The following is a 17170-nucleotide window of genomic DNA, read 5'->3' on the forward strand; positions in this document are numbered from 1 at the left end:
GTGCACTCGTTCGCGGGATCGCGGCCGTGAGCCGCGGTGGGGCCGCTCGGGTCAGGGGATGACCAGGAGGAGCAGGCCCCAGAAGAGGAGCCACACCCACCAGGGGTGCAGGGGTTCGCCCAGGGACATGCTGATGATCGCCCACACCAGGAAGTTCACCGAGAACACGGCCAGGAAGAGCGCGTACATCCTGCGCTTGGACCGGCGGGCGGGCTCGGCGGGCACGGCGTCGCGGGGCAGGTCGGCGATGAGGGCGGCCAGTTCGGCGTAGCTGTCCGCCGCCGCCACCAGGTGGATCCGCTGCTCGTACTCGGGCTCGGTCAGCCTGCCCTCCGCCCTCGCCCGGGCCAGCTCCTGGGCGATGAGCGCGCGGTCGTTGCGCTGGAAGTCCGTCACTTGTCCCGGCCGAGGGCGAGCCAGATCACGCCCAGCACCGAGCCGCTGGGCAGCGCCACCCACAGGAACCACGGGTGCACGAGGCCCTCGCCGCCGAGCAGGCTCACCAGCAGCCACAGCGCGAAGTTCAGCGCGCTGACGCTCAGCCAGATCGTGGTGAGCACCCTCATCGCCGTGCGGCCGCCGGTGCGCTTGGGCACGACGGGCAGCGGCGGCGGGGGCGGCTGCCGGAGCACGGCGCTCTGGGTGAGCGCGGTCTGCGGCAGGTCGGCGGTGAGCAGGGCCAGTTCACCCCGGGTCTTGGCCTGCCAGGCGCGCGACACCCGCAGGTCGAACTCCGCCAGGTCGAGGCTGCCGTCGGCGTGGGCCCGGTGCAGCCACTGCTGCACGAGTTCGCGTTCGGCGTCGGAAGCCCGCATGTCCTCGGGCCGCACAGGCTGCGTCACGCCCTCAATGGTGGCGTGATCTTCGCCCGACAAGAAGGGGGCTAGCCCCACGCTTGCCCGTGGTGCCACCCCGAGGTCACTCCTCGGGCGCGGTGAGCACCCACGGACCGTCGTCGGTGATCGCCACGCTGTGCTCCCAGTGCGCGGCGCGCGAGCCGTCCGCGGTGATCACGGTCCAGCCGTCGTCCAGCTCCACGGTCCGCTCGCTGCCCAGCGTCAGCATGGGCTCGATGGCGATCGCCATGCCGGTCTTGAGCCTCGGGCCCTTGCCGGGCTTGCCGTAGTTCGGCAGGAACGGGTCCATGTGCATCTTGGTGCCGATGCCGTGGCCGCCGTAGCCCTCCACGATCCCGTACTCCACGCCGTCGCGTTCGCCGGCCAGGATGGTCGCCGACTCGATCGCGAACGAGATGTCGCTGAGCCGCCCGCCGGGCAGCGCCGCGGCGATGCCGGCCAGCATGGACTCCCGGGTCGCGTCGGACAGCCTGGTCTCGGCCTCGGTCACCGCGCCCACCGCGAGGGTGACCGCGGAGTCGCCGTGCCAGCCCTCCAGGATCGCGCCGCAGTCGATCGAGATCAGGTCGCCCTCGGCCAGGACCTGGGTCTTGGCGGGGATGCCGTGCACGACCTGCTCGTTGACGCTGGCGCAGATGCTGGCCGGGAAGCCGTGGTAGCCCTTGAAGCTCGGCACGGCACCCGCGTCGCGGATGCTCTGCTCGGCCAGCTCGTCCAGTTCCGCCGTGCTCACCCCGACCTTGGCGTGCTCGGCGAGCAGCGCCAAGGTCCGCGCCACGACCAGGCCGGCGGCCCTCATGGCCTCCAGCTGGCCGCGGCTCTTGATCTCGATCATGCGGTCGCGACCGCCGGGCAACGCGTTGCGCAGAGCATCGAGCAGTCCGTTCACTCGCTCGCGCGCAGCGCCTTGAGCGCGCGCTCGGTGATCTCCTCGACCGAGCCCACGGCGTCGATCGACAGGAGGATGTCGCGGTAGTAGTCCAGCAGCGGGGCGGTCTCCGACCGGTACACCTGCTGCCGGTGCCGGATCACGTCCTCCTTGTCGTCCTCCCGGCCGCGCGCGAGCAGCCGGCCCACCACGACGTCCTCGGGGACGTCGAGTTCGAGCACGGCGTCCAGGCGCTGGGCGGTGGAGGTCAGGAGTTCGGTGAGCACGTCGGCCTGGGCGGTGGTGCGGGGGAACCCGTCGAGCAGGAAACCGTTCGCGGTGTCCGGCTCGGCCAGGCGCTCCCGCACCATGTCGATGGTGACCGAGTCGGGCACCAGCTTGCCTTCGTCCAGGTACTTCTTGACTTCCCGGCCGAGTTCGGTCTGCCCGCTGATGTGGGCGCGGAAGAGGTCTCCGGTGGAGATGTGCGGCACGCCGAGCTGGGTGCTGAGGACCTGGGCCTGCGTGCCCTTGCCCGCTCCGGGCGGGCCGACGAGAACGAGTCGCACTAGCGGAGGAACCCTTCGTAATTGCGCTGCATGAGCTGGCTCTCGATCTGCTTAACAGTGTCGAGGCCGACGCCGACCATGATCAGCACCGCCGTGCCGCCGAACGGGAAGTTCTGGTTCTGACCCTGGTCGGTGATGTCCAGGAAGAAGTTCGGCAGGATGGCGACGATGCCCAGGTAGATCGAGCCAGGCAGCGTGATCCGCCCCAGGACGAAGCGGAGGTACTCGGCGGTGGGTCGACCCGGTCGGATACCCGGGATGAACCCACCGAACTTCTTCATCTCGTCCGCACGCTCGTCCGGGTTGAACGTGATGCCGACGTAGAAGTAGGTGAAGAAGACGATGAGCAGGAAGTACAGCGCGATGTGCACCGGGCTGGACTGGGTCACCAGGTGCGTCGCGACGAAGGTCGCGAACCAGCCGGGTGCCGACCCGTCGGTCGAGGCGGTCAGCCGCGAGATCAGGTCGGGCAGGTAGAGCAGCGACGAGGCGAAGATGACCGGGATGACGCCGGCCTGGTTCACCTTGAGCGGCAGGTAGGTCGAGGTGCCGCCGTACATCCGGCGGCCGATCATGCGCTTGGCGTACTGCACCGGGATGCGGCGCTGGGCCTGCTCGACGTAGATGACGCTGGCGATGATGAGCAGCGCCGCCACGCAGACCAGGAAGAAGGTGAGGCCGCCGCGGCTCCAGATGACCTGGCCCTCGGCCGGGATGCGGGCCGCGATGCCGGTGAAGATCAGCAGCGACATGCCGTTGCCGATCCCCTTCTCGGTGATGATCTCACCGAGCCACATGATCACGCTGGTGCCGGCGGTCATGGTGACGACCAGGACGACCAGGTTCCACACGCTCTGGTCCGGGATGACCGGGACCTCGCAGTTGGCGAACAGCTGGCCGCGCACGGCGAGCGCGATGATGCCGGTCGACTGCAGGACCGCCAGCGCGATGGTCAGGTAGCGGGTGTACTGGGTCAGCTTGCCCTGACCCGCCTGACCTTCCTTCTTCAGCTGCTCGAACCGCGGGATGACCACGGTGAGGAGCTGGATGATGATGCTCGCGGTGATGTAGGGCATGATGCCCAGCGCGAAGATCGACAAGTTGAGGAGCGCGCCGCCGCTGAACAGGTTGATCAGCGAGTAGATGCCCTGCTGGTCGACCGAGTCGATACATTGGCGGACGTTTTTGAAGGAGACGCCCGGCGCGGGCATGGTCGCGCCCAACCGGTACACCACGATGATCCCCAACGTGAAGAGGATCTTCTTCCGTAGGTCCGGCGTCGCGAGAGCCGAGCGGAATGCGCCGAGCACGCGAACCTCCATCAGCGTTGCCGCCCCGCCGGGGTCGGCATCCTGCGGTACCGGCTGTGTTGCCGGCACAGTCTTGCGGGCACAGTCTTGCGTCTGGTCTAGCCGTGGTTCCACCGGGCCGGCTCCCGACGGCCGTGACCGCCGGCCCGGGGCCGGCAGCGGTGACCGATGGAGGCCCGCGGTGGCGGACGCGGCGGGGTAGCCGCGACCGACCCGGATGACATCCGGGTTCAGCCCGCGACTTTAACAGCCGCGAGGCTGATCGCCGTAGCCAGTCGTCCTTCACACTTCGTACCTGATCGACTACTCCGGTTCGCAAGCCCCCGAATGGATCAAGTTCGGCTCGTTGCGCTGGTGGCGAGCAGACCCGCCATCCCCAGCAGCAGTGTGCCCGTGCCCTTGTCGAGTCGGCGTTTGGCGCGGGCCGTCAGGTCGGCCCGGCGGATGATCGCGCCGATGGCCACGTAGCCCGTGCCGGCCAGCGTTTCCGCTGCCAGGTAGACGAGTCCGAGGATCGCGAGCTGCGTCGCGGGGTCGCCTCGGGCGGGGTCGACGAACTGCGGGACGAAGGCGGTGAAGATCAACAACGCCTTCGGGTTGGTGATCGCGGTGAGGAACTCCTTGCGCAGCGGGTGGCCCGGTTTTGGTGCGGTTTCGTGGTGTGTAGGTGTGAAGAAGATGCGCGCGGCGAGGTAGGCGAGGTAGGCCACGCCCAGCCACTTGATGACGGTCAGGGCGGTGGTGGAGGCGGCCAGGATCGGGCCCAGGCCGGCCACCACGGCGGCGATCATGAGGGTGAAGGCGGCCAACCGGCCGGCGAGGGCCTTGATCGCGGTCGTGGGGCCGTGGTGGACGGCGTGGTGCATGCCGAGGAGGTTGTTGGCGCCGGGGGTCAGGGCTACCAGGACCGCTGCGCCGAAGAAGACTGCCAGCCACATGTGGGGGACGGTAGTTCGTGGGGGCAAGCGGTTTTGCGTTCCTCGGGTGGGGTGGGAGTCGGGTATTGGTCCGCGGTTACGCCCTGCGCGAACGGGGTCTCGAATGGGTGGACGTCGTTGTTCTGGACGTCGTTGTTCTGGGTGTTCTTGTTCGGGGTGGGTGGGTGGGTGGGTGGGGTGGGGCGGGTGGGGGTTTGTGTTGGGCGGGGTTGGCGCGATGTTGAGGCAGAGTTCGCGCGCAGGCCGAGTGGGGTGGGCGGGCGGAGTCGGATTGGCTGCGCGCCTGATGTGTGGATGTGTGCCCGCACTGCGTCTGGGACTCCCCTGGGTCCTGCCGAGTCCTCGCAGGTCGCAGGGGCCGATTCCACTTCTGCCGTAGGTCGGGGCGGACGAGTGCTTCCCTGGCCTCGACGGTTGAGCGTGGGCGCGGGTCTCGGCGGCTTGAGCACGTCTGCGGGTCTCGGCGGCTGAGCACGGGCACGGGTCTCGACGACTGAGTGCATCCGCAGGTCTCGACGGCCGAGCACGGGGGTGGGTCGCGGCGGCTGAGCCTGGGGGCAGGTCACGGCGGCTGAGCGCATCCGCAGGTCTCGGCGGCTGAGCACAGATGCAGGTCTTGATGGCTGGGCACGCGCGCAGGTCTTGGCGACTGCGCGCAGGCTCGGGTTTGGCGGCTGAGCGCGAGCGGGCGCGAGCGGGCGCGAAAGCTGAGCGCTGTCTCAGCTCGTGAGCGCGGAACTGTCGGTGGTGCCTGGGAAAATGGTGTCGGGGGCCGGAGGCCACGCCCGATCGGGCGTGGCATAGCTCTGAGCTGCGGCTTTGAGCGGTTTGGAGCGTGGGCGAGCTGCGTGTTCGTCGCGCCGATGCAAAAGCGTCCTCGCCGGACGGGCAGGCCGCCAAGGATGACTAAAAGAACGGGCGGGCGTCGTGTCATCCCCGTATGGCCCGGTCGGAGACAACCACCCTTGGCCAGGGTGTGCAAGCGAAGGGCGTGCTTGCACACCCTGGCCAAGCGCGGTTCGCTGGCGCGCGGGCCATACGGGGATGACACGACGCGAGGCTGGGTGTGTGCGCTACGCGCGTTCCTGCCTTGGCTGGAGTCTGAGGTGCGGTGACTCCCAAGTGCAGTGACTCCAGGCGCGGTGACTGCCGGGGTGCGGTGACTGCCGAATGCGGTCACTCCAGGTCCGGTCACTCCAGGTCCGGTTACTGCCGGGGTGCGGTCACTCCAGGGTGTGGCAACTGCCGAGTGCGCCGACTACCGAGTGCGCCGACTGCTGAATGCGGTCACCTCAGGTGCGGCGACTTCCGAGTGCGGGACTCCGGGGTGCGGGGACCCCCGGGGTCTGGTGTTCGTCCGGGCATGCGAAAGGCCCCCGGAGCGGGAGGCTCCGGGGGCCTTTCGGGTGTTGCTTGCGGTCAGAGCACCGTGTGGGTGCCGCCGGCCGCTGCGATCTTCTCGACGGCGCTGCCCGAGAACTTGTTGGCGACGACGTCCAGCTTGACGCCGTTCAGGTCGCCGTTGCCGAGGACCTTCACCAGCTCGTTCTTGCGCACCAGGCCCGCGTGGATCAGTGCGTCCACGTCGACCCGGCCACCGTCCGGGAACACCCGGGCCAGGTCGCCGACGTTCACGACCTGGTACTCGGTGCGGAACGGGTTGCGGAAGCCCTTGAGCTTCGGCAAGCGCATGTGCAGCGGCATCTGGCCACCTTCGAAGCGCGGGGAGACGTTCTTCCGCGCGCCGGTGCCCTTCGTGCCTCGGCCTGCCGTCTTGCCCTTGGAGCCTTCACCGCGACCCACACGGATCTTCGCGGTCTTGGCGCCGGGGGCCGGACGGAGGTCATGGATCTTGATGGTCACGACTGGACCTCCTCGACGACCACCAGGTGGCGCACGGCGTGGATCAGGCCGCGCACCTGCGGCGTGTCCTCACGGACCACCGACTGGCGGATCTTGCGCAACCCCAGAGTCCGCAGGGACTCGCGGTGGTTGTGCTTGGTACCGATGCTGCTCTTCACCTGGGTGACCTTGACCTGGGCCATGGATCACACCGCCCCTGCGCGAGCGCGGAGCATGCCGGCGGGAGCGACGTCCTCAAGGGGCAGGCCGCGGCGCGCCGCGACTTCCTCGGGACGCTGGAGACCCTTCAGGGCCTCCACGGTGGCGTGCACGATGTTGATCGCGTTGTCCGAGCCCAGCGACTTGCTCAGCACGTCGTGGACACCGGCGCACTCCAGCACCGCGCGAACGGCGCCACCGGCGATGACACCGGTACCGGCCGAGGCCGGGCGGAGCAGGACGACGCCCGCCGCCTTCTCGCCCTGGACCGGGTGGGGGATCGTGCCCGCGATGCGGGGGACGCGGAAGAAGTTCTTCTTCGCCTCCTCCACACCCTTGGCGATCGCGGCCGGAACTTCCTTGGCCTTGCCGTAGCCGACACCGACCATGCCGTCGCCGTCGCCGACCACGACCAGAGCGGTGAAGCTGAAGCGACGACCACCCTTCACGACCTTGGAGACGCGGTTGATCGCAACCACGCGCTCCAGGTGCGGGGTCTTCTCCTGGGCCGCGCCGCCGCGGCCGCCGTCACGACGGTCGCGACGCTCTCCGCGCTCGCCCCCGCCGCCTTCGCGACGCGTGCGTCCTGGCATCAGGCGTCCCTCTCAATTCGGAAGTTGTGCATTGTCAGAACTCCAGCCCCGCCTCGCGGGCGGCATCGGCCAGAGCGGCGATCCGACCGTGGTAGGCGTTGCCCCCGCGGTCGAACACGACCTTGGTGATGCCGGCGTCCTTGGCACGGGCCGCGGCCAGCTGGCCGACCTTCGCGGCGCGGGCCTTCTTGTCGCCGTCCACCGCGCGGACGTCCGCCTCGACCGAGGAGGCCGCCGCCAGGGTGTGGCCGGCGAGGTCGTCGATGATCTGCACGGTGATGTGCTTCGACGACCGGTGCACGACCAGGCGCGGACGCTCGGCGGTGCCGCTGACCTTCTTGCGGAGGCGGAAGTGACGGCGGGTCTTGGCGATGCGGCGAGTGGTCGAGATGTCCTTGCCCACCGGCTTCCGCCGAGAAGGGGACGACACAGTTGCGTTCTCGCTCATGTCACTTACCCGTCTTTCCGACCTTGCGGCGGATCTTCTCGCCTGCGTAACGCACGCCCTTGCCCTTGTACGGGTCGGGCTTGCGCAGCTTGCGGATGTTCGCGGCGACCTCGCCCACGAGCTGCTTGTCGATGCCCGCGACCGAGAACCGGGTCGGGGTCTCCACCGCGAAGGTGATGCCCTCGGGGGCCTCGACCTTCACCGGGTGGCTGTAGCCGAGCGCGAACTCCAGTTCGGAGCCCTTCAGCGCGACGCGGTAGCCGACCCCGTGGATTTCCATCTTCTTCTCGTAGCCCTGGGTCACGCCGATGACCATGTTCTGCACCAGGGTGCGGGACAGGCCGTGGAGCGAACGGCTGCGACGCTCGTCGTTGGGACGCTTCACCTCAAGGGTGCCGTCCTCGACCTTCTCGATGATGATCGGCTCAGCGATGGTCAGCGACAGGGTGCCCTTGGGCCCCTTCACGCTGACGTCCTGGCCCGCGATGTTCACGTCGACCCCGGAAGGGACGGTGATCGGCAGCTTTCCGATGCGCGACATGCCTAATCCCCCTTCCTCACCAGACGTAGGCGAGGACTTCTCCGCCCACGCCCTGCTTGTTGGCCTGACGGTCGGTCAGCAGACCGCCGGAGGTCGAGATGATCGCCACGCCCAGGCCACCGAGGACCTTCGGCAGGTTGGTCGACTTCGCGTACACCCGGAGGCCGGGCTTGGACACGCGCCGCAGACCGGCGATGCTGCGCTCCCGGTTCGGGCCGTACTTCAGCTCGACCACCAGGTTCTTGGCAACGTCGCCCTGCTCGTCGCGGTAGCTCGCGATGTAGCCCTCGCGCTTGAGGATCTCGGCGATGTTGGCCTTCAACTTCGAGTGCGGCATCACGACCTTGTCGTGGTAAGCCGAGTTCGCGTTCCGCAGACGAGTCAACATGTCTGCGATCGGGTCGGTCATCGTCATGGTGACCTGGTCAACCTTTCTCGCTGCGGTTCCCCAGTCAGGGTCCGAGCCGGCCTTGCGGCCGGCTGGTCGTGAGCGGGCCTACAGCGAAGTGGAGTTCAGAAAAAAGTGCTACTACCAGCTCGACTTGCTCACACCGGGGAGTTCACCGCGGTGAGCCATCTCGCGCAGGCAGATCCGGCACAGGCCGAACTTGCGGAACACCGAGTGCGGACGACCGCAACGCTGGCAACGGGTGTAACCCCGCACCTTGAACTTCGGCTTGGCCGCGGCCTTGTTGACGAGCGCCTTCTTGGCCATTCTCAGTTCTCCTTGAACGGGAAGCCCAGGAGCTTCAGCAGCGCCCGGCCCTCGTCGTCGTTGGTCGCGGTCGTGACCACGGTGATGTCCATACCGCGGGGACGGTCGATCGCGTCCGGGTCGATCTCGTGGAACATCGACTGCTCGTTGAGACCGAACGTGTAGTTGCCGTTGCCGTCGAACTGCTTGGCCGACAGACCGCGGAAGTCGCGGATGCGGGGCAGCGCGATGGTCAGCAGGCGGTCCAGGAACTCCCACATGCGGTCGCCGCGCAGCGTGACGCGCGCGCCGATCGGCATGCCCTCGCGGAGCTTGAACTGCGCGATGGACTTGCGGGCCTTGCGGACCTCGGGGCGCTGGCCGGTGATGATCGACAGGTCCTTGACGGCACCCTCGATCAGCTTGCCGTCGCGGGCGGCGTCGCCGACACCCATGTTGACGACGACCTTCACCACGCCGGGCGTCTGCATGACGTTGGCGTACTCGAACTGCTTGCGCAGCTCCGCGGCGATCTCCTCGCGGTAGCGCGTCTTCAGCCGAGGGATGGTCTTCTCCACCGTGGTCATCAGATGTCCTTCCCGTTACGACGGGAAACGCGGACCCGCTTGCCCTCGTCGTTCGTCCGGTAGCCCACTCGGGTCGGCTTGCCGTCGGAGTCGACCACCATCACGTTGGACACGTGGATGGATGCCTCCTGGGTCACGATGCCACCCGACTGCGCACCGCGCTGGGTCTGCGTGATCCGGGTGTGCTTCTTGATCCGGTTGACGCCCTCGACCAGGACGCGGTCGGTGGCGGGGTAGGCCTGGATGACCTTGCCGCGCGCACCCTTGTCCTTACCGGCGATGACGACGACCGTGTCGCCCTTCTTCACCTTCATGGTCAGAGCACCTCCGGCGCCAACGAGATGATCTTCATGAACTTCTTGTCGCGCAGCTCGCGGCCCACCGGGCCGAAGATGCGCGTGCCGCGGGGCTCGTTGTCGTTCTTGATGAGCACGGCGGCGTTCTCGTCGAACCGGATGTAAGAGCCGTCGGGACGGCGCTTCTCCTTGACGGTGCGGACGATGACGGCCTTGACCACATCGCCCTTCTTCACGCCGGCGCCGGGGATGGCCTGCTTCACCGTGGCGACGATGATGTCCCCGATACCCGCGTAGCGGCGGCCCGAGCCACCGAGAACACGGATGCAGAGGATCTCCTTCGCACCGGTGTTGTCGGCGACGCGCAGCCGCGACTCCTGCTGGATCACTTACCTACTCCTTGACCATTCCTGGCCCGTCAGATTTCCGACCTGGCGGGCTCGGTCGCTTGGGTTTTACTTGGCCTTCTCAAGGATCTCGACGAGGCGCCAGCGCTTGGTGGCGGACAGCGGCCGGGTCTCCATCAGCAGGACGCGGTCGCCGACACCGGCGGTGTTCTGCTCGTCGTGCGCCTTCACCTTGGTGGTGGAGCGCAGGACCTTGGCGTACCGGCGGTGCTTCTTCCGGTCCTCCAGCGCGACGACGATCGTCTTGTCCATCTTGTCGGACACGACGTAGCCCTCGCGGACCTTGCGGTCGTTGCGCGTCTGGGTCTCAGTCACTTCAGCGTTCTCGCTCATGCGGCACCTTCACCAGTGGAAACAGCGTCGGGAGAGGTCGACAGACCCAGCTCCCGCTCCCGCATCACGGTGTAGATCCGGGCGATCTCGTTCCGGACCGTGCGGAGCCGGCGGTTGTTGTCCAACTGCCCGGTGGCCATCTGGAAGCGGAGGTTGAACAGCTCCTCCTTCGCCTCCCTCAGGCGCAGCACGAGCTCCTCCTCGGTGAGCTCACGCAGCTCGGAAGCGGTGGTACCCGCTGCCATCAGAACTCACCACCCTCACGCGTAACGATGCGGCACTTCATCGGGAGCTTGTGGATCGCGCGGCGAAGGGCCTCGCGAGCCACCGTCTCGTTCGGGAAGCTCATCTCGAAGAGCACCCGACCCGGCTTGACGTTGGCGACCCACCACTCCGGCGAACCCTTACCGGAACCCATGCGGGTTTCGGCCGGCTTCTTGGTCAGCGGGCGGTCCGGGAAGATGTTGATCCAGACCTTGCCACCACGGCGGATGTGCCGGGTGATCGCGATACGAGCCGACTCGATCTGCCGGTTGGTCACGTAAGCGGGCTCCAGAGCCTGGATGCCGAACTCACCGAAGGTGACCCTCGTGCCGCCCTTGGCAGCACCGGACCGACCGGGGTGGTGCTGCTTGCGGTGCTTAACCCTGCGCGGGATGAGCACGACTCAGCCCTCCGTCTTCTCTTCGGTCGCGACCGGAGCGTCCGTGGCCTCGGCCGCTGCGCGGCCGGCCTCGGTGCTCGTCGCCGTGGTGCCGCTGGCGCCCGAACGACGCGCCCGGTTCGGGCGGTCGCCGCGGTCACGCCGCGGGGCCCGCTCGGCGGACGGCGCCGCGTCGCGCTCGCGCTTGGCGTTGATGCCGCCGACCACGTCGCCCTTGTAGATCCACACCTTCACGCCGATCCGGCCGAACGTGGTGCGGGCCTCGAAGAAGCCGTAGTCGATGTCGGCGCGGAGCGTGTGCAGCGGCACGCGGCCGTCGCGGTAGTGCTCCGACCGGGACATCTCGGCGCCGCCCAGGCGGCCACCGCACTGCACGCGGATGCCCTTCACCTGCGGGGAGCGCATGGCCGACTGGATGGCCTTGCGCATCGCGCGGCGGAAGGCGACCCGGTTGGAGAGCTGCTCCGCCACGCCCTGCGCGACGAGCTGCGCGTCCGACTCGGGGCTCTTCACCTCAAGGATGTTGAGCTGCACCTGCTTCTTGGTGAGCTTCTCCAGCTCACCGCGGATGCGGTCGGCCTCCGCGCCGCGACGGCCGATGACGATGCCCGGCCGGGCGGTGTGGATGTCGACGCGGACCCGGTCACGGGTGCGCTCGATCTCCACCTTGGAGATACCGGCACGCTCCATGCCACGCGAGAGCAGCTTGCGGATCTTGACATCCTCGGCCACGTACTCGGCGTACTGCTTGTCGGCGTACCAGCGGGACTTCCAGTCGGTGGTGATCCCCAGCCGGAAGCCGTGCGGGTTGATTTTCTGACCCACTACCGAGCACTCCCCTTCGCGCTGGTCTTCTTGGGACGGCTCTCCACCTCGACGGTGATGTGGCTCGTCCGCTTGCGGATCCGGTACGCACGGCCCTGGGCGCGCGGGCGGAACCGCTTGAGGGTCGGACCCTCGTCCACGTAGACCTTCGACACCCACAGGGTGTCGGGGTCCAGGGACAGGTTGTTCTCGGCGTTGGCCACGGCGCTCGCGAGCACCTTGCGGACCGGCTCACTTGCCGCCTGCGGCGCGAACTGGAGCACGGCCAAGGCTTCGCTGGCGCTACGGCCCCTGATGAGCTCGACGACGCGGCGCACCTTCATCGGCGTGTCGCGGACGTAGCGAGCCCGAGCCACGGCGCGCGGGAACTCCGGCGCTTCGGCTTCGTTACGGGCGTTCATCGCTGCTTCCCCTTGCTCTTCCTCTAGTTCGTCGCCTTAACGGCGGCGCGACTTCCGGTCGTCCTTGATGTGGCCCTTGAACGTGCGGGTCGGCGCGAACTCGCCGAGCTTGTGCCCGACCATCGCCTCCGTCACGAACACCGGCACGTGCTTGCGGCCGTCGTGCACCGCGATCGTGTGACCCAGCATGTCGGGGATGATCGTCGACCGGCGGGACCAGGTCTTGATCACGGTCTTCTTACCCGACTCGTTGAGCACGTCCACCTTCTTGAGCAGGTGGTCGTCCACGAAGGGGCCCTTCTTAAGGCTCCGAGGCATCCTTCACTCCCTCCCTGCTCAGCGCTTCTTACCGGTGCGACGACGCCGGACGATGAGCTTGTCGCTTGGCTTCTTGCGGCGGCGAGTACGGCCTTCCGGCTTACCTGCCGGGTTCACCGGGTGGCGACCACCGGAGGTCTTGCCCTCACCACCACCGTGCGGGTGGTCGACCGGGTTCATGGCCACACCGCGGACGGTGGGCTTGCGGCCCTTCCAGCGCATCCGGCCGGCCTTGCCCCAGTTGATGTTCTGGTGCTCGGCGTTGCCGACCTCGCCGACCGTGGCGCGGCAGCGCACGTCCACGTTGCGGATTTCGCCCGAGGGCATCCGCAGCTGGGCGTACGGGCCGTCCTTGGCCACGAGCTGCACGCTCGCACCGGCGGACCGGGCGATCTTCGCGCCGCCGCCGGGGCGGAGTTCGATCGCGTGGATCACCGTGCCGACCGGGATGTTGCGCAGCGGCAGGTTGTTGCCCGGCTTGATGTCGGCCTTGGGGCCGTTCTCGATCCGGTCACCCTGCTGGAGCTTGGCCGGGGCGATGATGTAGCGCTTCTCGCCGTCGACGTAGTGCAGCAGCGCGATGCGGGCGGTGCGGTTGGGGTCGTACTCGATGTGAGCGACCTTGGCCGGGATGCCGTCCTTGTCCGTGCGGCGGAAGTCGATCAGGCGGTAGGCCCGCTTGTGGCCGCCACCCTTGTGCCGCGTCGTGATCTTGCCCGAAGCGTTGCGGCCACCACGGCCGTGCAGCGGGCGGACCAGCGACTTCTCCGGCGTCGTCCGAGTGATCTCGGCGAAGTCGGAGACGCTCGCACCGCGACGACCGGGGGTCGTCGGCTTGTACTTGCGAATGCCCATCTCTACGCAGTCCTCGTCGTCATCAGGCGGCCGGGCCGCCGAAGATCTCGATCGGCTTGCTCTCGGCGGACAGCGTCACGATGGCGCGCTTGGTGTCCTTGCGCTTGCCGAAGCCCGTCCGGGTGCGCTTGCGCTTGCCCTGGCGGTTGATCGTGTTGACGCTGACGACCTTGACGCCGAAGACCTTCTCCACGGCAATCTTGATCTGGGTCTTGTTCGAGCCGGGGGCCACCACGAAGGTGTACTTGTTCTCCTCCAGGAGCCCGTAGGACTTCTCGGAGATGACCGGCGCGAGCAGGATGTCCCTGTGGTCGGGGATCACTTCTCGTCCTCCACTTCGGACGAACCGGCGACCGCCTCGGCCGAGCCCTTGCCCTGCTGGGCCTTGCTCGCCAGGAACACGTCCAGAGCGTCCTTGGTGAACACCACGTCGTCGTTGACGAGCACGTCGTAGGTGTTCAGCTGGTCCGGGGCGATGATGTGCACGTGCGGCAGGTTGCGCAGGCTGACCCACGAAACCTCTTCGGTGCGCAGCAGCACGACCAGCACCCGGCGGGCCTCGGTCACCGACTCCAGGACCTTGCGGGCGGCCTTGGTCGACGGGGCGTCGCCCGCGACGAAACCGCTCACCACGTGGACCTGGCCGGCGCGCGCCCGGTCGGAGAGGGCACCGCGCAGGGCGGCGGCCTTCATCTTCTTGGGGGTGCGCTGGCTGTAGTCGCGCGGCTGGGGGCCGTGCACGACGCCACCACCGGCGAACTGGGGCGCGCGGGTCGAACCCTGGCGGGCGCGACCGGTGCCCTTCTGCCGGTACGGCTTCTTGCCACCGCCGGACACCTCGCCGCGGGTCTTCGTGGCGTGCGTGCCCTGGCGGGCCGCGGCCAGCTGGGCCACGACGACCTGGTGCAGCAGGGCCACGTTCGCCTGCGCGTCGAAGACGGACGAGGGCAGCTCGACGTTGCCGTCGGTCTTGCCGTCCGGGGTGCGGACCTCAACGGACGTCATGATCAGGCACCACCCTTCGCAGCGGTCTTGACGAACACGGTGCCGCCCTTGGGACCGGGCACCGCGCCCTTGATGAGCAGCAGGCCCGACTCGACGTCGACCCGGTGCACCTTCAGGTTCTGGGTGGTCACGCGCACGTGGCCCATGCGGCCGGCCATGCGCAGGCCCTTGAACACGCGGCCGGGCGTGGCGCAGCCACCGATGGAGCCGGGCGAGCGGTGCTTGCGCTGCGTGCCGTGGCTCGCGCCCAGGCCGTGGAAGCCGTGCCGCTTCATGACACCAGCGGTGCCCTTGCCCTTGCTCGTGCCGACCACGTCGACCACCACGCCGGCCTCGAAGACCTCGGCGGTGATTTCCTGGCCGACCTGGTACTCGGACGCGTCCGTGGTGCGCAGCTCCGCCAACTGACGACGGGGCGTGACGCCCGCCTTGGCGTAGTGGCCCGCAACGGGCTTCTTGACCTTGCGCGGGTCGATCGCGCCGAAGGCCAACTGCACGGCCGAGTAGCCGTCGTTCTCCTGGGTCCGGATCTGGGTGACCACGTTCGGCTCTGCCTTGACGACGGTGACCGGCACGATCCGGTTGTTCTCGTCGAAGACCTGAGTCATGCCGAGCTTGGTGCCCAGGAGGCCCTTAACCTGCCTGTCAGACATTGGTCTCGTTACTCTCCGCGTCCAACGCTTACTGGATGTTGACGTCGACGCTCGCCGGCAGGTCGATGCGCATGAGCGCGTCCACCGTCTTCGGCGTCGGGTCGAGGATGTCGATCAGACGCTTGTGCGTGCGCATCTCGAAGTGCTCGCGCGAGTCCTTGTACTTGTGCGGCGAGCGGATGACGCAGTAGACGTTCTTCTCAGTGGGCAGCGGCACAGGCCCGACGACCCGAGCGCCGGTGCGCGTCACGGTCTCGACGATCTTGCGCGCAGACGCGTCGATCGCCTCGTGGTCGTAGGCCTTGAGCCGGATGCGGATCTTCTGTCCCGCCATGATGGCTTGCCGTTCCTCTGCTTCTCGATACCGCTGCGGTGCGGGCAACCGAATGAGGCCGTCAAGCCTCCGGCGCGTACCGCCCCCTATTCAGGACTGACACCTCAGCGGTGTCACGGTGCCCGGTCCACGCGGTCGGGCGTGTCGCGCCCTTGGCCATAGACCGGTCCCACTGATGAAACCTTGTGGGATTGTCGTGCTGTTCGATCCCCTCGTGACGGAGCGGCCGGGTTCCGATGGAACCGGCCGCCCCGTGACGAGCAACCCGTCAATGGTCGCACACCGGGGTGCGCAGACCAAATCGGGGGTCGAGAAATTAGAGCGAGGTCACTTGAGGATCTTGGTGACCGAGCCCGCGCCGACCGTCCGGCCACCCTCGCGGATGGCGAACCGCAGACCCTCGTCCATGGCGATCGGCTGGATCAGCTTCACGGCCATGGTCGTGGTGTCGCCCGGCATGACCATCTCGGTGCCCTCGGGGAGGGTCACGACGCCGGTCACGTCGGTGGTGCGGAAGTAGAACTGCGGGCGGTAGTTGTTGAAGAACGGCGTGTGGCGGCCACCCTCGTCCTTCGACAGGATGTAGACCTGCGCGTCGAACTCGGTGTGCGGGGTCGTGGTGCCCGGCTTGACGATCACCATGCCGCGCTCCACCTCCTCGCGCTTCACGCCGCGCAGCAGCAGGGCGGCGTTGTCGCCGGCCTGGCCCTCGTCGAGGAACTTCTTGAACATCTCGATCGAGGTGACCGTGGTCTTCTTCGAGGTCTCCTTGATGCCGACGATCTCGACCTCTTCGTTGACCTTGACGATGCCGCGCTCGATACGACCGGTCACCACGGTGCCGCGGCCGGTGATCGTGAAGACGTCCTCGACCGGCATCAGGAACGGCCGGTCGACGTCGCGCTCCGGCTCCGGGATGTTCTCGTCCACGGCGGCCATCAGGCCGAGCAGCGCCTTGCCCCACTCGGCGTCGCCCTCAAGGGCCTTGAGCGCGGAGACGCGCACGACCGGCAGGTCGTCGCCCGGGAACTCGTACTCGGAGAGCAGTTCGCGGACCTCGAGCTCGACCAGTTCGAGGATCTCCTCGTCGTCCACCATGTCGGCCTTGTTCAGGGCCACCACGATGTAGGGCACGCCGACCTGGCGGGCCAGGAGCACGTGCTCCTTGGTCTGCGGCATCGGGCCGTCGGTCGCCGCGACCACCAGGATGGCGCCGTCCATCTGCGCCGCACCGGTGATCATGTTCTTGATGTAGTCGGCGTGACCGGGGCAGTCGACGTGCGCGTAGTGCCGGTTCGCGGTCTGGTACTCGATGTGCGCGATCGAGATCGTGATACCGCGCTGCTTCTCCTCCGGCGCCTTGTCGATCTGGTCGAACGGCGTGAAGGGGTTCAGGTCCGGGAACTCGTCGTGCAGGACCTTGGAGATCGCCGCGGTCAGCGTCGTCTTGCCATGGTCGATGTGACCGATGGTGCCGATGTTGACGTGCGGCTTCGTCCGCTCGAACTTCGCCTTCGCCACTGGATTGTCCTCCTGGACTTCTATTGCTTTGCCCGACGGGTGAATTGCCACCCGTCGGGCGTCACGTCAGGGTTGTGCGGACCCCAGGGACG

At 67.9% G+C, this 17170-nt stretch carries 28 protein-coding genes; all 28 read right to left on the reverse strand.

The window, feature by feature from the left end; translation table 11 throughout:
* Positions 1-51 precede the first annotated feature (51 nt).
* Entirely contained in the window at positions 52-396 is a 345-nt protein-coding gene (locus AC0HI0_RS31580) for a DUF1707 SHOCT-like domain-containing protein (RefSeq protein ID WP_480927144.1), read from the reverse strand.
* Positions 393-842: a DUF1707 SHOCT-like domain-containing protein gene (locus AC0HI0_RS31585; RefSeq protein WP_480927145.1), complete on the reverse strand. Its 450-nt coding sequence runs from the start codon at positions 840-842 to the stop codon at positions 393-395. The genes AC0HI0_RS31580 and AC0HI0_RS31585 overlap by 4 nt, the downstream gene beginning before the upstream one ends.
* Positions 843-918: 76 nt before the next feature.
* Positions 919-1692, reverse strand: coding sequence for a type I methionyl aminopeptidase (gene map, locus AC0HI0_RS31590; RefSeq protein ID WP_480934435.1), 774 nt, complete (start codon positions 1690-1692; stop codon positions 919-921).
* 50 nt (positions 1693-1742) lie between these two features.
* The gene (locus tag AC0HI0_RS31595; RefSeq protein WP_480927146.1) at positions 1743-2294 is read right to left on the reverse strand and encodes an adenylate kinase; all 552 of its coding nucleotides are present in this window, start codon (positions 2292-2294) and stop codon (positions 1743-1745) included.
* Positions 2294-3604 carry a preprotein translocase subunit SecY gene (secY, locus tag AC0HI0_RS31600; RefSeq protein ID WP_480934436.1) on the reverse strand — a complete coding sequence of 437 codons (1311 nt, stop codon included), beginning with the start codon at positions 3602-3604 and terminating at the stop codon, positions 2294-2296. Before secY ends, AC0HI0_RS31595 begins: the two co-directional genes overlap by 1 nt.
* Before the next feature lie 332 nt (positions 3605-3936).
* Positions 3937-4542 carry a LysE family translocator gene (locus tag AC0HI0_RS31605; RefSeq protein ID WP_480927147.1) on the reverse strand — a complete coding sequence of 202 codons (606 nt, stop codon included), beginning with the start codon at positions 4540-4542 and terminating at the stop codon, positions 3937-3939.
* A gap of 1419 nt (positions 4543-5961) precedes the next feature.
* A complete protein-coding gene (gene rplO, locus AC0HI0_RS31610) occupies positions 5962-6405 on the reverse strand; it encodes a 50S ribosomal protein L15 (RefSeq protein ID WP_480927148.1) in 444 nt (147 codons plus the stop codon).
* Positions 6402-6587, reverse strand: a complete 186-nt coding sequence (gene rpmD, locus AC0HI0_RS31615; protein ID WP_015105246.1) for a 50S ribosomal protein L30 — start codon at positions 6585-6587, stop codon at positions 6402-6404. Before rpmD ends, rplO begins: the two co-directional genes overlap by 4 nt.
* 3 nt (positions 6588-6590) lie before the next feature.
* Positions 6591-7196 (reverse strand): 30S ribosomal protein S5, encoded by a 606-nt coding sequence (rpsE, locus tag AC0HI0_RS31620; RefSeq protein ID WP_121224926.1) that lies wholly within the window; start codon positions 7194-7196, stop codon positions 6591-6593.
* Between the two features lie 34 nt (positions 7197-7230).
* Positions 7231-7644: a 50S ribosomal protein L18 gene (rplR, locus tag AC0HI0_RS31625; protein ID WP_480927149.1), complete on the reverse strand. Its 414-nt coding sequence runs from the start codon at positions 7642-7644 to the stop codon at positions 7231-7233.
* A 1-nt stretch (position 7645) separates the two neighbouring features.
* The gene (gene rplF, locus AC0HI0_RS31630) at positions 7646-8185 is read right to left on the reverse strand and encodes a 50S ribosomal protein L6 (protein ID WP_480927150.1); all 540 of its coding nucleotides are present in this window, start codon (positions 8183-8185) and stop codon (positions 7646-7648) included.
* A 16-nt stretch (positions 8186-8201) separates the two neighbouring features.
* A complete protein-coding gene (gene rpsH, locus AC0HI0_RS31635) occupies positions 8202-8600 on the reverse strand; it encodes a 30S ribosomal protein S8 (protein ID WP_015105250.1) in 399 nt (132 codons plus the stop codon).
* A 114-nt stretch (positions 8601-8714) separates the two neighbouring features.
* On the reverse strand, positions 8715-8900 hold the full coding sequence (locus AC0HI0_RS31640; RefSeq protein WP_015105251.1) for a type Z 30S ribosomal protein S14: 186 nt from the start codon (positions 8898-8900) through the stop codon (positions 8715-8717).
* Between the two features lie 2 nt (positions 8901-8902).
* Entirely contained in the window at positions 8903-9466 is a 564-nt protein-coding gene (gene rplE / locus AC0HI0_RS31645; RefSeq protein ID WP_480927151.1) for a 50S ribosomal protein L5, read from the reverse strand.
* The gene (gene rplX, locus AC0HI0_RS31650; RefSeq protein ID WP_015105253.1) at positions 9466-9780 is read right to left on the reverse strand and encodes a 50S ribosomal protein L24; all 315 of its coding nucleotides are present in this window, start codon (positions 9778-9780) and stop codon (positions 9466-9468) included. The genes rplE and rplX overlap by 1 nt, the downstream gene beginning before the upstream one ends.
* 2 nt (positions 9781-9782) lie before the next feature.
* Positions 9783-10151 (reverse strand): 50S ribosomal protein L14, encoded by a 369-nt coding sequence (gene rplN, locus AC0HI0_RS31655; RefSeq protein ID WP_033436721.1) that lies wholly within the window; start codon positions 10149-10151, stop codon positions 9783-9785.
* Positions 10152-10217: 66 nt separating this feature from the next.
* Positions 10218-10502 carry a 30S ribosomal protein S17 gene (rpsQ, locus tag AC0HI0_RS31660; RefSeq protein WP_015105255.1) on the reverse strand — a complete coding sequence of 95 codons (285 nt, stop codon included), beginning with the start codon at positions 10500-10502 and terminating at the stop codon, positions 10218-10220.
* Positions 10499-10747, reverse strand: coding sequence for a 50S ribosomal protein L29 (rpmC, locus tag AC0HI0_RS31665; RefSeq protein ID WP_360738655.1), 249 nt, complete (start codon positions 10745-10747; stop codon positions 10499-10501). Before rpmC ends, rpsQ begins: the two co-directional genes overlap by 4 nt.
* Positions 10747-11166 carry a 50S ribosomal protein L16 gene (rplP, locus tag AC0HI0_RS31670; protein WP_015105257.1) on the reverse strand — a complete coding sequence of 140 codons (420 nt, stop codon included), beginning with the start codon at positions 11164-11166 and terminating at the stop codon, positions 10747-10749. The genes rpmC and rplP overlap by 1 nt, the downstream gene beginning before the upstream one ends.
* Before the next feature lie 3 nt (positions 11167-11169).
* Complete coding sequence (gene rpsC, locus AC0HI0_RS31675; RefSeq protein WP_480927152.1) at positions 11170-11991, reverse strand: 30S ribosomal protein S3; 822 nt, start codon at positions 11989-11991, stop codon at positions 11170-11172.
* A complete protein-coding gene (gene rplV, locus AC0HI0_RS31680) occupies positions 11991-12392 on the reverse strand; it encodes a 50S ribosomal protein L22 (protein ID WP_096497127.1) in 402 nt (133 codons plus the stop codon). Before rplV ends, rpsC begins: the two co-directional genes overlap by 1 nt.
* A gap of 36 nt (positions 12393-12428) precedes the next feature.
* A complete protein-coding gene (rpsS, locus tag AC0HI0_RS31685; RefSeq protein WP_015105260.1) occupies positions 12429-12710 on the reverse strand; it encodes a 30S ribosomal protein S19 in 282 nt (93 codons plus the stop codon).
* 18 nt (positions 12711-12728) lie between these two features.
* The gene (rplB, locus tag AC0HI0_RS31690) at positions 12729-13565 is read right to left on the reverse strand and encodes a 50S ribosomal protein L2 (RefSeq protein WP_015105261.1); all 837 of its coding nucleotides are present in this window, start codon (positions 13563-13565) and stop codon (positions 12729-12731) included.
* Between the two features lie 22 nt (positions 13566-13587).
* A complete protein-coding gene (gene rplW / locus AC0HI0_RS31695) occupies positions 13588-13887 on the reverse strand; it encodes a 50S ribosomal protein L23 (protein ID WP_015105262.1) in 300 nt (99 codons plus the stop codon).
* Entirely contained in the window at positions 13884-14570 is a 687-nt protein-coding gene (rplD, locus tag AC0HI0_RS31700) for a 50S ribosomal protein L4 (RefSeq protein ID WP_480927153.1), read from the reverse strand. The genes rplW and rplD overlap by 4 nt, the downstream gene beginning before the upstream one ends.
* Positions 14571-14572: 2 nt before the next feature.
* A complete protein-coding gene (gene rplC / locus AC0HI0_RS31705; protein WP_015105264.1) occupies positions 14573-15223 on the reverse strand; it encodes a 50S ribosomal protein L3 in 651 nt (216 codons plus the stop codon).
* 28 nt (positions 15224-15251) lie between these two features.
* A complete protein-coding gene (gene rpsJ / locus AC0HI0_RS31710) occupies positions 15252-15557 on the reverse strand; it encodes a 30S ribosomal protein S10 (RefSeq protein ID WP_003938093.1) in 306 nt (101 codons plus the stop codon).
* A gap of 327 nt (positions 15558-15884) precedes the next feature.
* Positions 15885-17078: an elongation factor Tu gene (gene tuf / locus AC0HI0_RS31715; protein ID WP_480927154.1), complete on the reverse strand. Its 1194-nt coding sequence runs from the start codon at positions 17076-17078 to the stop codon at positions 15885-15887.
* Between the last annotated feature and the right edge of the window lie 92 nt (positions 17079-17170).

It is taken from the genome of Saccharothrix sp. NBAS 001 (assembly GCF_056640475.1).

What these genes read in the sequence shown, in the direction of transcription:
- map (WP_480934435.1), bottom strand. Translation starts at nt 1,692, where the DNA reads ATGATCGAGATCAAGAGCCGCGGCCAGCTGGAGGCCATGAGGGCCGCC.
- AC0HI0_RS31605 (WP_480927147.1), bottom strand. Translation starts at nt 4,542, where the DNA reads ATGTGGCTGGCAGTCTTCTTCGGCGCAGCGGTCCTGGTAGCCCTGACC.
- rpmD (WP_015105246.1), bottom strand. Translation starts at nt 6,587, where the DNA reads ATGGCCCAGGTCAAGGTCACCCAGGTGAAGAGCAGCATCGGTACCAAG.
- rpsE (WP_121224926.1), bottom strand. Translation starts at nt 7,196, where the DNA reads ATGCCAGGACGCACGCGTCGCGAAGGCGGCGGGGGCGAGCGCGGAGAG.
- rplR (WP_480927149.1), bottom strand. Translation starts at nt 7,644, where the DNA reads ATGAGCGAGAACGCAACTGTGTCGTCCCCTTCTCGGCGGAAGCCGGTG.
- rplF (WP_480927150.1), bottom strand. Translation starts at nt 8,185, where the DNA reads ATGTCGCGCATCGGAAAGCTGCCGATCACCGTCCCTTCCGGGGTCGAC.
- rpsH (WP_015105250.1), bottom strand. Translation starts at nt 8,600, where the DNA reads ATGACGATGACCGACCCGATCGCAGACATGTTGACTCGTCTGCGGAAC.
- AC0HI0_RS31640 (WP_015105251.1), bottom strand. Translation starts at nt 8,900, where the DNA reads ATGGCCAAGAAGGCGCTCGTCAACAAGGCCGCGGCCAAGCCGAAGTTC.
- rplE (WP_480927151.1), bottom strand. Translation starts at nt 9,466, where the DNA reads ATGACCACGGTGGAGAAGACCATCCCTCGGCTGAAGACGCGCTACCGC.
- rplX (WP_015105253.1), bottom strand. Translation starts at nt 9,780, where the DNA reads ATGAAGGTGAAGAAGGGCGACACGGTCGTCGTCATCGCCGGTAAGGAC.
- rpsQ (WP_015105255.1), bottom strand. Translation starts at nt 10,502, where the DNA reads ATGAGCGAGAACGCTGAAGTGACTGAGACCCAGACGCGCAACGACCGC.
- rpmC (WP_360738655.1), bottom strand. Translation starts at nt 10,747, where the DNA reads ATGGCAGCGGGTACCACCGCTTCCGAGCTGCGTGAGCTCACCGAGGAG.
- rplV (WP_096497127.1), bottom strand. Translation starts at nt 12,392, where the DNA reads ATGAACGCCCGTAACGAAGCCGAAGCGCCGGAGTTCCCGCGCGCCGTG.
- rpsS (WP_015105260.1), bottom strand. Translation starts at nt 12,710, where the DNA reads ATGCCTCGGAGCCTTAAGAAGGGCCCCTTCGTGGACGACCACCTGCTC.
- rplB (WP_015105261.1), bottom strand. Translation starts at nt 13,565, where the DNA reads ATGGGCATTCGCAAGTACAAGCCGACGACCCCCGGTCGTCGCGGTGCG.
- rplD (WP_480927153.1), bottom strand. Translation starts at nt 14,570, where the DNA reads ATGACGTCCGTTGAGGTCCGCACCCCGGACGGCAAGACCGACGGCAAC.
- rplC (WP_015105264.1), bottom strand. Translation starts at nt 15,223, where the DNA reads ATGTCTGACAGGCAGGTTAAGGGCCTCCTGGGCACCAAGCTCGGCATG.
- rpsJ (WP_003938093.1), bottom strand. Translation starts at nt 15,557, where the DNA reads ATGGCGGGACAGAAGATCCGCATCCGGCTCAAGGCCTACGACCACGAG.